This is a genomic window from uncultured Clostridium sp., assembly GCF_934754915.1.
Classification (GTDB): domain Bacteria; phylum Bacillota; class Clostridia; order Clostridiales; family Clostridiaceae; genus Clostridium.
Genome location: NZ_CAKVKB010000107.1, coordinates 1 through 11357, shown reverse-complemented (window position 1 = coordinate 11357; position 11357 = coordinate 1). Strand labels below are relative to the sequence as shown.

At 27.5% G+C, this 11357-nt stretch carries 12 protein-coding genes; 3 read left to right on the top strand and 9 right to left on the bottom strand.

What is annotated here, in order from left to right; translation table 11 throughout:
• Together Q0F58_RS13960 and Q0F58_RS13955 are read left to right on the top strand one after the other, a co-directional pair.
• On the top strand, positions 1-829 hold an 829-nt coding region (locus Q0F58_RS13960; protein WP_294377695.1), incomplete at its 5' end, for an RNA ligase family protein.
• On the top strand, positions 819-1952 hold the full coding sequence (locus tag Q0F58_RS13955) for an AAA family ATPase (RefSeq protein WP_294377690.1): 1134 nt from the start codon (positions 819-821) through the stop codon (positions 1950-1952). The genes Q0F58_RS13960 and Q0F58_RS13955, both read left to right, overlap by 11 nt.
• Before the next feature lie 122 nt (positions 1953-2074).
• Here the strand turns inward: Q0F58_RS13955 and Q0F58_RS13950 are convergent, their stop codons facing one another.
• Together Q0F58_RS13950 and Q0F58_RS13945 are read right to left on the bottom strand one after the other, a co-directional pair.
• The gene (locus tag Q0F58_RS13950; RefSeq protein WP_294377688.1) at positions 2075-3136 is read right to left on the bottom strand and encodes an iron-containing alcohol dehydrogenase family protein; all 1062 of its coding nucleotides are present in this window, start codon (positions 3134-3136) and stop codon (positions 2075-2077) included.
• A 139-nt stretch (positions 3137-3275) separates the two neighbouring features.
• Positions 3276-4046, bottom strand: coding sequence for a YdcF family protein (locus tag Q0F58_RS13945; RefSeq protein WP_294377685.1), 771 nt, complete (start codon positions 4044-4046; stop codon positions 3276-3278).
• Between the two features lie 410 nt (positions 4047-4456).
• Between Q0F58_RS13945 and Q0F58_RS13940 the strand changes: the two genes are divergently transcribed.
• The gene (locus Q0F58_RS13940; RefSeq protein WP_294377683.1) at positions 4457-5056 is read left to right on the top strand and encodes a lactate utilization protein; all 600 of its coding nucleotides are present in this window, start codon (positions 4457-4459) and stop codon (positions 5054-5056) included.
• Between the two features lie 91 nt (positions 5057-5147).
• Here the strand turns inward: Q0F58_RS13940 and Q0F58_RS13935 are convergent, their stop codons facing one another.
• From Q0F58_RS13935 to Q0F58_RS13910, 7 genes are all read right to left on the bottom strand, one after another.
• Complete coding sequence (locus tag Q0F58_RS13935; protein WP_294377681.1) at positions 5148-6125, bottom strand: tRNA-dihydrouridine synthase; 978 nt, start codon at positions 6123-6125, stop codon at positions 5148-5150.
• Positions 6126-6280: 155 nt separating this feature from the next.
• A complete protein-coding gene (locus Q0F58_RS13930) occupies positions 6281-7291 on the bottom strand; it encodes a U32 family peptidase (protein ID WP_294377678.1) in 1011 nt (336 codons plus the stop codon).
• Between the two features lie 18 nt (positions 7292-7309).
• On the bottom strand, positions 7310-7696 hold the full coding sequence (locus Q0F58_RS19670) for a hypothetical protein (RefSeq protein ID WP_367118193.1): 387 nt from the start codon (positions 7694-7696) through the stop codon (positions 7310-7312).
• 42 nt (positions 7697-7738) lie between these two features.
• A complete protein-coding gene (locus Q0F58_RS13925) occupies positions 7739-8653 on the bottom strand; it encodes a hypothetical protein (RefSeq protein WP_367118192.1) in 915 nt (304 codons plus the stop codon).
• Between the two features lie 184 nt (positions 8654-8837).
• The gene (locus Q0F58_RS13920; RefSeq protein ID WP_294377672.1) at positions 8838-9425 is read right to left on the bottom strand and encodes a TetR/AcrR family transcriptional regulator; all 588 of its coding nucleotides are present in this window, start codon (positions 9423-9425) and stop codon (positions 8838-8840) included.
• Positions 9426-9431: 6 nt separating this feature from the next.
• Positions 9432-9965 (bottom strand): hypothetical protein, encoded by a 534-nt coding sequence (locus tag Q0F58_RS13915; protein WP_294377669.1) that lies wholly within the window; start codon positions 9963-9965, stop codon positions 9432-9434.
• Positions 9935-11077: a 4Fe-4S dicluster domain-containing protein gene (locus tag Q0F58_RS13910; protein WP_294377667.1), complete on the bottom strand. Its 1143-nt coding sequence runs from the start codon at positions 11075-11077 to the stop codon at positions 9935-9937. The genes Q0F58_RS13915 and Q0F58_RS13910 overlap by 31 nt, the downstream gene beginning before the upstream one ends.
• Positions 11078-11357 lie beyond the last annotated feature (280 nt).

The following is an 11357-nucleotide window of genomic DNA, read 5'->3' as shown; positions in this document are numbered from 1 at the left end:
ATATCCAAGAACACGACATATTGAAGGTTCAAACCTCCAATATGGAGACGAAAATTTAAAAATAGAAAAATTTGATTATATAAAAAATAAATATTTAATTTTAGAAGAAAAAGTTGATGGTGCAAACTGCGGTATAAGTTTTGATGAGAATAACAAACTGTTATTACAAAGCAGAGGACATTTTTTAAATGGCGGATATGGTGAAAAGCAATTTGATTTATTCAAAGCGTGGGCAGGCTGTCATAAAAATAAATTATTTGAGCTATTAGGTACAAGATATGTAATGTATGGTGAATGGCTTTATGCAAAACATACTGTCTACTATGATAATCTTACACATTATTTTATGGAATTTGATATTTATGATAAAAATAAAGACATCTTTTTATCAACTAAACAAAGAAAAAAACTGCTTAAAAACTATAAATTTATAACTTCAGTCTTAGTTTTATATGAAGGCAGATTAAAAAATATTGATCAGTTAAAAAATTTTCTTGGCAAATCAAATTTTAAGTCTGATAAATATATGGATTCTCTAAAGAAACAGTGTGAAAATTTAAATTTGTCTTATGAACTTGCATTAAAGCAGACTGATAAAACAAATTTAATGGAAGGCATCTATATAAAAATTGAAAATGATTATGAAGTTATTGATAGGTTTAAATTTGTTCGTAGTTCATTTTTAAATACTATTCTAGATAGTGAAACCCATTGGATTAATAGGCCAATTATACCTAATAAACTTAAAGATGGCATTGACATATATTCAGAGCAGGATGAAACTATTATTAAAGATACAGAAGAAAAAGGTGATAAATATGATAGATAAAATTTTATCTTATAATTTTCAATTTCAAATGATTATTCAAGAATTTCCCATAATAAATGAACTTAAAAATATTCCTCAAAATTCAAAATACCATGGCGAAGGAAATGTTTATATTCATACGGCTAATGTCTGCAGAGAAATCCTTTCCTTTCCTGAATTTAAACTGCTTACAGAAAAGGAACAATTCATACTATATCTTGCAGCCCTTTTTCACGATATTGGAAAGCTTACATGTACAGTTATAGAAAATGGCAATATTGTATCACCTCGTCATGGTATAAGAGGCTCTAAAATCTTCAGAGAATTATCCTATAAAGAATATTCCAACAAATATGAAATCTCCTATGATTTTCGTGAAAGTATTTCAAGACTAATAAAATATCATAGTCTTCCATTTCATTTTGAAAACAGGGAAAATCCTGATCAAACTCTTTTAAAAGTAAGCGAAGGAACTGATATGAGACTTCTTTATCTTCTTTCAAAAGCCGATATACTTGGAAGAAAATGTGATGATAAAAATGCACTCCTTAATGATCTTGAATATTTTAAAGAATATTGCATTGAATTAGGATGTTTTGATTCAAAAAGGATCTATAAAAATTTCTACACACGTTTTAGGTATCTTAATAGTAAAAAGGGCAGTAATATTCACTATAACGATGAACTCTTTGATCCTTCTCTTTTTCAAGTTATTATAATGTGCGGACTTCCATTGAGTGGAAAAGATACTTTCATAGAAAACAATTTAAGCAATCTTCCAATGATTTCTCTTGATGATATACGGGAAGAGTTTAAAATTTCTCCAAAACAGGGATCTGGAAAAGTTGCTGCCATTGCTCGTGAAAGAGCTAAAGAATATCTTAGAAAACATGTTTCATTTGTATGGAATGGAACAAATATAATGGAAGAAACTCGTAAAAAATTATGTGATCTTTTTACGGCATATAATGCACAAGTAAAATTCATATATATTGAAGTTCCTTATAAAAAGCTATTATCAAGAAATAAGAAAAGAAACCGTACAATTGAACCTAAAATTTTAAATAACATGATTCATAAAATGGATATGATTGAACCTTATGAAGGATTTTCTGTTGAATATCATATAAATGATAATGTTTAATTTAAAAATTTATAAATTAATTCATATAAACAATACTGGTTGCAGGAATATAAAGGCATTATATCAATGTTTCCTTTATATCCCTGCTCTACTTCTATCAATTAATATTTCTTATAAAATTTCTATATTAATACATGACTTAATATTTCATCATTATCAATAATCTTCTTAGCTAATTCTTGATTCTCCTTAACATGAATATATGTATATCTATCTGGCTTTATTTGAGGTGCTAAATCTATTGCCCTTTTAAAATCATCTTTTTTCATATTTAAAGTTTTAACATAATCAAAAAAACCTGTTGTTTTTAAAACTTTTGTTATTCTTTCTATTCTATGGTTTTGAACTTTTGCCATAATATAAGTTGCTATTCCAACCTGTACTCCATGAAGTTCCGGTTTTATTAGAAACTTATCAAGAGAATGTGAAATTAAATGTTCTGCTCCTGAGGCTGGAGAACTATTTCCAGCAATCTCCATAGATATTCCGTTTAAAATTAATGAGTCAACTAATTCTTTTAAAAATAAGTCTTCTTTAATGCTTTTAAATTCAGTTCTTACAAAACTATTTACTGCTTTTTTAGAAATCATTGTTGCAAAATCATTTACTATTGCTTTTCCATTTTCCTCTTCAAATTTCCAGTCATACAAGGCTGTAATATTTGAAACTAAATCACCAATTCCTGAATATATAAATTTTTCTGGTGCACCTTTAATCACATCAATATCAACAACTATTCCATAAGGTGTTTTTGCTGGCACAGACATACGCTTTCCATTAATTAAAAGTGATGCTCCTGAACTTGCAAATCCATCATTAGATGTGGATGTTGGTATACTTATAAAAGGAAGTTTTCTTAAAAAACTCATGTATTTTACTGCATCTATTGCTTTTCCCCCTCCAACACCAATTAAAACATTAACATCATTTGGTAATTCAAATGCTTTTGTACTTATTTCATCAAAATTTATATTAAAAATAGTTTCTATATCAATTATATTGATACCTGATTTTTTTAAAGATGATTCTATTCTTTCTCCAAAAAGTTCCTGTATCCCCTCACCAAAACACAATGAAACTTTATTAAATCCTGATTTTTTAATCAATGTTCCTACATCATTCAAAATTCCCTTTCCAACTTCCAATATAGAAGGAATAGCTATTTTTTCACTTACAGCTTTCATAATAATACTTCACCCCCGACTATTTATGTCCATGTACCAAATATTTATTATTTAAACTATCCAATTAAATATATTATTTGAATTTTTTTATACTTTATTAATATTTCGGCAGACTATTCAAAAGCTTTATATTAACCTTTTAGTCTAATATTGCACTTTTAATAACTGCAAATGCTTCTCTTAAATACGATATTGGAATAAGATACCATACAGTTTTACTAGAATAATTTGTTACATTCCTATAATCATGTCTTTTCGCAAGAAAACTACTTCTAAAAGCATGAAAATCAGTAGTAATAATTTTAATCTCACTTTCTTCTATTGGTCTGCCACTGTCTTTTTCTATTATTTTTTTAGAGAATTCAAAATTTTCTGCTGTGTTTCGCGATTCGTCTTCTACAAGAATCCTATTTTCACTTATTCCATTATCAACAAGATATTTTTTCATAGCTTCAGCTTCAGAAATCATTTCATCTATCCCCTGGCCTCCGCTTACTACTATCTTGCCTATATTTTTATGTTCCTCTGAACATTCTATTGCTGCATTTAATCTATATCTCAATATTGCACTTGGATTGTACCCATCCTTAAGTCCAGCGCCAAGAACAAGTATATAATCAGAATTGGATGTATCATGTTTAGGAAAACCAATTATAATTCCTTCAATAACTATCACCCCAGCTAAAAATCCAAAAAAACATATTTTTATAATCATAAATGCTTTCTTTAAATATTTATTTTTATCAATACATGCTGATATCTGTTCTCTTTTTATTCCATATAACATCATTAATATAGACAAAATAATAACAGGAACTGAAAATGCTATTTTTGTTGCACTTTTTATATTCACTGCAATTACATATGCTAATAAAATAAAACCTGTTATAAAACATAGTTTATTCTTCATACTATCCCCACTTTCATCATATTTTTTAAAGTATAACATGGAAATCACTTCTATTTTAAATGTTAGCTTTTTTGTAATATTTTTTTAATCATTATTTAATTCATTTTTTAGCTATGAATTAGGAATAAATATGCTAATCTGCATATTTTATATACGTCCTATAAAAACATGGGCAATGTATATATTTATATAAATATGTTATAATTAACACGAAAAATCTATATCTAATTGTCAACTCTATAATAATAAATCAGATTTTCGAATATAAAAATCTGATTAAAATTTTCATTACTATTTTATATGTTGCAATTAATAATGGGCAGTTAAATATGAAATCTTTATAAGATTTCTTTAATATTTTTATATGTAATTTCAATATATGTGTTTTTAAAATTGGAAAGGAGTTTTTTATGAATATACAGACAACAATAGAAAATTTAAAAAAAGAAGGCTTTATAGTTTCATATTTTGAAAATACTACTGATGCTTCAAAATATCTTATTTCAGAACTTAATGGAAAAACAATAGGATTTGGTGGAAGCAAAACTATAGAAGAACTTGGATTATTTGAAAAACTATCTGAAAATAACCAAGTATACTGGCACTGGAAACAGCCAGCAGAACAAGCTAAAGAAAATTCCATATCTGCTCAAGTTTACATATCTTCAGCTAATGCTATTGCTGAAAGTGGTGAAATTATAAATATTGATGGTACTGGAAACAGGGTATCTGCTATTATGAATGGTCATGAAAAAGTGTATATTATCGCAGGAGTTAATAAAATAGAACAAAACTATGAAAAGGCCATGTGGCGTGCCAGAAATATAGCAGCCCCTCTTAATGCTATAAGATTAGGATTGAAAACACCTTGTGCTGTGAGCAAAGAAAGAAAATGCTACAACTGTAATAGTCCTGAAAGAATATGCCGAGGTATTTCTATACTTGTTCAAAAAATGAATGGTATAAAAGAAATGGAAGTTATTTTAATAAATAAAGAACTTGGATATTAAAATAAATGAAGGGTGCAAGTCTTTGAATTAAAATTTCACAGACTATATTACACCCTCTAAAAAATTTAGTTAATCCATCTACATTTTTAATTTACCTTAATCTATTATAATTGACCATAGGTTTGCCTAATCCTTTTACAATATCCTGTTCTATAAAAAGCCTTTCAACTGCTTCTTCATATTCTTTTATATTCTTTGACATCCTTATATTTCTAAGATATTCCTTGCAGTCTGAAAATATATAAATCATATAAGACCATAATTCCTTCATTTTAAATAATGCTCCTATATCCTGAGGATATATGTCCATATATGAATTTAAAATCTCATCATGAAATGATTTAATAGTCTTTTTATCAAGAATTTTATTTTCTAAAATTTCATTCATCAGTCCTGGATTCGCAAGTATTCCTCGTCCCAGCATAACTGATTTCAAATCTGGAAATAAATTTACAAGTCTTTCATAATCTTCTGATGTAAAAATATCACCATTATAACATACAGGATTTCTGCTTAAAGACAATCCATCTTTAAATATATCTAGATTTGGCTTATTTCCATAAAAATCCTTTGTTGTTCTTGGATGAATTATAAGTTCTTCAAGTGGATATTTATTATATATCTCTATAAGTTTATAAAATTCATCAGGACTATCCTTTCCTATTCTGGTTTTTATTGATATCTTAATATCATTTTTTTCAAATATCTCATAAAGGAATTTATCAAGTTCTTCTCTTCGCGCTAAAAAGCCTGAACCTCTGCCCTTTCCAACAACTGTTCCTGAAGGACATCCCAGATTTAAATTAATTTCATCATAACCCAGCTTTTGAAGTTTTCTTGAGGTCATTATCAATCCCTTTGAATCATCTGTAAGTATCTGAGGCACTATATTTATATTTTTATTGTTTTCTGGCAGAACATCCATAAGTTCTTTTGTATTTAATTTTCTGCTCTCATTAGGAATTATAAAAGGTGTAAAATACTTATCCATATTATGAAAAAATTTTTCATATGAATTTCTATATACATGTCCTGTTATACCTTCCATGGGTGCAAAGTAATATTTCATTCTATAGACTCCTTATAAAATTATATGAAATTTTTATACTTATACTTTATTTTAATTTAATCTATGTATTACATCTAGTAATTTGTAATTGATAATTTACAGTAAATAATCAAATGTTTGAAGGATTCCTTGGATTGTTATATAACTTTATTATACTAATAGTAACATTTTCCACTACACTTTCCATGTATTATCTTTCTTTTTACTTCTCTACAATAATCATCATTATTATTTATAGAATCCAGCATATTTAAAGCTGTCTTTAGATTTTTCACATCTCTCTCCATATAATCAATATAGTTTCCTCTTCCAACAACTTTTAAATGTGTTACTCCTGCTTTTTTTAACTTCTGCAGCGCACATAAACTGCATCCTGTATTTCCAAAACTATAACTGTCTTCATCATCATAATCACTGTTTAGATTTTCATTATAAAATTCATCTTCTTCAAATACACTGTCAATATCATAATATTTTTTGAATTTATCATCAACATTTTTAAAGTGTTTACATTCTTCATTTACTTTTGCCATATGATATGGTATTTTACACAAATGTGCCATTTCATCACAATGAAGTGAACTGCAGAATGCACCTGTATAATGGCATAATTCATTTAAAGCAAATGCTTCATACTCCATTTTTTCATTTCTGCCTGCCATTATACATGATTTCATATCTTCAATTGAGTTTTTCCTGTGAAAAATATATCTTGTTATATTTTTAAACTTGTGGAAAAATTCTATTGAAAGTCTGTTTATTTCAGCACATTCGCCACTTAAATGTATTGAACAATTTATATTCTTCTTCTCAAGATAAAATATAAGTGCAGGATCAGCTATGATAAATTCATCAAATCCTATCTCTATAAGATCTTTCATTATTTTTTCAATGAATTCATATTGTTCTTTAAGATAGTATAAATAATTAAATGTTATGGTAACAGGTACCTTATATACATCTACCATTTTCTTTAATATTCTCATATCTTCCAAAGATCCTATCTGAACATTATAATACAATACTTCTCTTCTGTTTAAAGGAAATAAGTTTCCATATTTTTTGTTCCACTCATATGGTACATATCCACAGAACACCTCATCTGCTCCTGCCTCAGCAAGCCTTATATAATCGTCAATACACCCTAATCCAGCTACTATCTTCATTAATTTTTCCTCTTATTTCTATATAAAATTTAAAACAATTCTGTCTATACCATTCTTCACATAATATTCCAACATTTCAGCATCTTTTAAAAGAGTCTCATCAAAAGCAAATAAAGAATTATATCTGCCAGTCATTTTTAAATGTTCTGGATATGCAAATACATAATCTTTGCAGTACTTTGGACATGCTTTTACCAATTCCTGTTTTCCTCTATCAAGATTTTTGCACATTGCATAAAGAGGACAATATTGAGATGTATTAGTAACATAAAAAGGCATCTGCAGACTATGTTTTCCTTCTGCTATTGAAATTTTATAGCCACAATTTTCATACTCATAACGATTTACTTTATATTCTTTTAAAAATTCTTGAAAAATACTGCTGTTAAGACTATTTTCAGCCATAAGATTCCTATTTTCAATATAACCTTTCTTATATACATACCTTTAATCCTTTTTTCTCTTGTTTAATAAAACTCCTAAGGATATTGAGAAAAATTGACTCTTATCTTCTAATATCTTTAACATTCCCCAGTCATTTATCACAATCTCTATTTTCTTATTATAACTATGGCTACACCATTCATATACATTATCTAAAATTTCCAAAGTATTTTGTATATAACAATCTCTCATATATGTAAAGCAGAGTGTTATGGAGAGATTCTCTTTTTGAGCTTTACAAAGCATATTCATTAATGATTCCTTATCAGGAAATAGATTATGACAGAATTCATTTCCTATATATATTCTAGAAATATCTTTTTTGAATAGTTCATGATCATTAACATAGTTTTCCCTAAGATAATTATCTTTAAAATCATTTATATCATTATAAAGATAGTCATTATACAATTTATCATTATCTAGTTTTACAGCAAGTTCAAAATGATTCATAATAGATTTATTCCACCTATCATAATTTAACTTTGAAATCCACTTCTGTTTTTCCTTAGAATAATCATCATAAAATTCATAATCCTTTTCATAGGGATAACCAACCATCTCTTTTGAAAATTCATTTTCCTCTCCAAAATTTTTAAGCATAATATATCTTGAGTAATCCTTAAAAATTCTTTTTACATTCTTGGCATATTCTTCATCATTAATAACAAAAATATATTCATTATAAAATTTTCTTTTTATTACATCTATAATGCTATAATTTTTTATTTCAATTTCTTCATATCTATACTCATCAAATACGTAAAATGCAATTTTTATTTTGTCTATATTTTTTCTTTCTTCTAAAAAACGTACACTAAGCTTCTTTGTGGATATTTTCAATATCCTGACTTCTGTTTTATCAATAATACAGCTTATAAGCCCTGATGGCAGTAATTCTGCTTCTTCTTTTTCCAAAATGATTCCTCCTATAAATGTACTGTAGCAATAAATTATATTAATATTTCATTTTTAGTATTTTCTCACTCCCATCAGCCTATTGTATTCAATAGTATAAATGCTGATTTAAAAATGTAAAGCGGTATAGAGGATAAAAAGAAGTGCCCTTGTAAGACACTCCATTTGAATTTTCTCTTTGCTGTTACTTTCTATCAAGATAGCATATGTCTGTTACCACATCTTCCCTAAATTTACGTACATGTTCTTCCAAATAATTAACAATCTTTTCTGATTCTCCACCTATAGTATGATACATAAAAAATGGTGCATACAATTCCATTGCATATACTTCTGGTGTACCTTTTTTCATATACCCCATTTCTATCAGAGTTTCAAACATTTTTGCCATACTATTAATAGATGAATCTATAAATATTTCTCTATATAAAGCTGCCATCTTTGGATTTTTAAATTGTTCTATCATAAGCAGTTTACGAAACATAGTTATCCATTCATCAGTTGTCTGAAAATGAAACATATCCATACAAATTTCTTCTACATCCTTCCAACAGATAGTTTCAATTTTAACAGAATTTCTTTTTTCCATGTAACGTGATGTGCATTTTTCTATAATACTATCTAAAATTTCCTGCTTGCTTTTAAAATGCTTATAAATTACTGCATCTGATGCTTTTACTGCCCTTGCAATCATTCTTGTCGATACTGCATCAAAACCATTTGTTGAAAATAATTTCAATGATTCATAGACTATTATTTCTTTTGTCGTCATAGTTAATCATTTCCTTTTGTTTTTATAATAATTAATTATACCTATTAACAATCCAACAATCAATTCTACAATCCATAATTTAATCATTCCTATTTTACACTTAGTGCAAATAGACGCAATTCTTATAATACTTGCATTTATATTAGGAAATGTACATAAAGTGTTAAATAATAAAATATTTTCAACAATATCAAATATTCCTCTTAAAACAGGTATTGCACATATAATCATCTGCATTTGAAATTTTGTACACCACTTATAAACTGCTAGAGATAAATAAATTTGAAATAAACCAAAAGCCACAACAAAAATAAAATCAAAAAAATAGTAATACTTATATACCATAAATCCCTCATTCTGCATTCCTGATAAAACATTTCTTACAATAGACACATCATATTGTTTCATATCAAAAGTACCATAACCATTATTATAATCTGCAACTATGCTGCTGCCGGCTATTCCTTCTTCAACTAAATATAAAGATATTAAGAAAAAAAACAATAAAATTATTCCCTTATGTTTTCTTGTTTTACCCACGCAACAATCCCCCTTACATCTTTTCCTGACATACAATTGTAAGTACAGGCACCACATTTAATACACCTTTCTGGATGAAATTTCATACATGCATTTGAATCTACTCTCCCATTTTTTTCAACATATTGTACTATTTCAAATACATCCACACCCATAGGACAATTTTTAGAACACCTTCTGCATTTTGCACACTTTCCTGATTTTTCATAATCAGGCATCTCTCCAATTGCCAGGAAACAGGTTGTATCTAATATACATTCATCTTTGTGTACTTTATGACAATTAAGCGCACCTTCACCTGTATACACTTTATTCTCATTTAATTCTTTATCAGGAAAAACTTTTTTTATGGTGTCAGTAATATTACTGCCTGATTTTACTCTAACTGCATATGCTTGTGCAGTATATAAGTCAGCAACAGTTAGATACTTATAATTACCATTTTGTCTGTTCTCCAAAATTTCTGCAATAGCTAATACTGTCTGTATATTAAGCACTAATATTCCAATGTCTGTTGGATACTTTCCTTCAGGTACTTCTATTCCCAGAACTGTTTTTATAATAAATTTTTCATATCCCATAGGAAATCTGTCTTTTATTTTTACCTGTTCAAAGATTGTTTCTTTTTTCTTTAAAGGCTCTTTAGTAGCAAGTATTATCTTTTTAAAATGAAAAATATTGTTTAATATCCGTGCACCCTCATTGACTTTTGATAAGTGATTTCTATAAATCCATCCATCATGTACAAGTCCAGGATCACATTCCACTCCATTAATCAGCAAAATTCCTTCTTCACAATTAAATTTTTCTAATTTATCTCCAGTTTTAAAATTATTTCCGCTTCTGCCTTTTAGATTTACATCCCTGCACACTTGTACAAGTTGTTCCTTTGTAGTAACTTCCATTAAATCAGGCATTTGTAAATTCATTGAATCGCTTAAATCCTTATACAAAATTTCTCTCATATGAACACTTTTTCTGATAACTGCCTTCGTTTCATTTTTTTTTTTTTCAAATAAACTGGTTCTATAATATTTTCGAGCTTCTTTTTGTGCTTTCTTCATTTCCAAATTCAATTTCACAGATTTTTTTGTAATAATACTTTTTTCCATAATTCTTACCTTCCTCTAAAATATTTTTTTATTATTCCCTTATCATATTAAGTAAGCGACTGCTTACTTAATATGATAGTAAGCAGTTGCTTACTTGTCAATACTTTTATTTATACTTTTTACAAAAAAAACCTCATATCCATTAATCGTAATGACACTGGATATGAGGATTCTTTACATTTAAAATCTTCACTATTATTTTTTTATTGTAAGCGTCAAAAAATCCACGACTACAAAACATATAAAGCTTCCTGTTAAAATGAAAATAAATTCATTTTAA

What these genes read in the sequence shown, in the direction of transcription:
- Q0F58_RS13955 (WP_294377690.1), top strand. Translation starts at nt 819, where the DNA reads ATGATAGATAAAATTTTATCTTATAATTTTCAATTTCAAATGATTATT.
- Q0F58_RS13950 (WP_294377688.1), bottom strand. Translation starts at nt 3,136, where the DNA reads ATGAAAGCTGTAAGTGAAAAAATAGCTATTCCTTCTATATTGGAAGTT.
- Q0F58_RS13945 (WP_294377685.1), bottom strand. Translation starts at nt 4,046, where the DNA reads ATGAAGAATAAACTATGTTTTATAACAGGTTTTATTTTATTAGCATAT.
- Q0F58_RS13940 (WP_294377683.1), top strand. Translation starts at nt 4,457, where the DNA reads ATGAATATACAGACAACAATAGAAAATTTAAAAAAAGAAGGCTTTATA.
- Q0F58_RS13935 (WP_294377681.1), bottom strand. Translation starts at nt 6,125, where the DNA reads ATGAAATATTACTTTGCACCCATGGAAGGTATAACAGGACATGTATAT.
- Q0F58_RS13930 (WP_294377678.1), bottom strand. Translation starts at nt 7,291, where the DNA reads ATGAAGATAGTAGCTGGATTAGGGTGTATTGACGATTATATAAGGCTT.
- Q0F58_RS19670 (WP_367118193.1), bottom strand. Translation starts at nt 7,696, where the DNA reads ATGGCTGAAAATAGTCTTAACAGCAGTATTTTTCAAGAATTTTTAAAA.
- Q0F58_RS13920 (WP_294377672.1), bottom strand. Translation starts at nt 9,425, where the DNA reads ATGACGACAAAAGAAATAATAGTCTATGAATCATTGAAATTATTTTCA.
- Q0F58_RS13910 (WP_294377667.1), bottom strand. Translation starts at nt 11,077, where the DNA reads ATGGAAAAAAGTATTATTACAAAAAAATCTGTGAAATTGAATTTGGAA.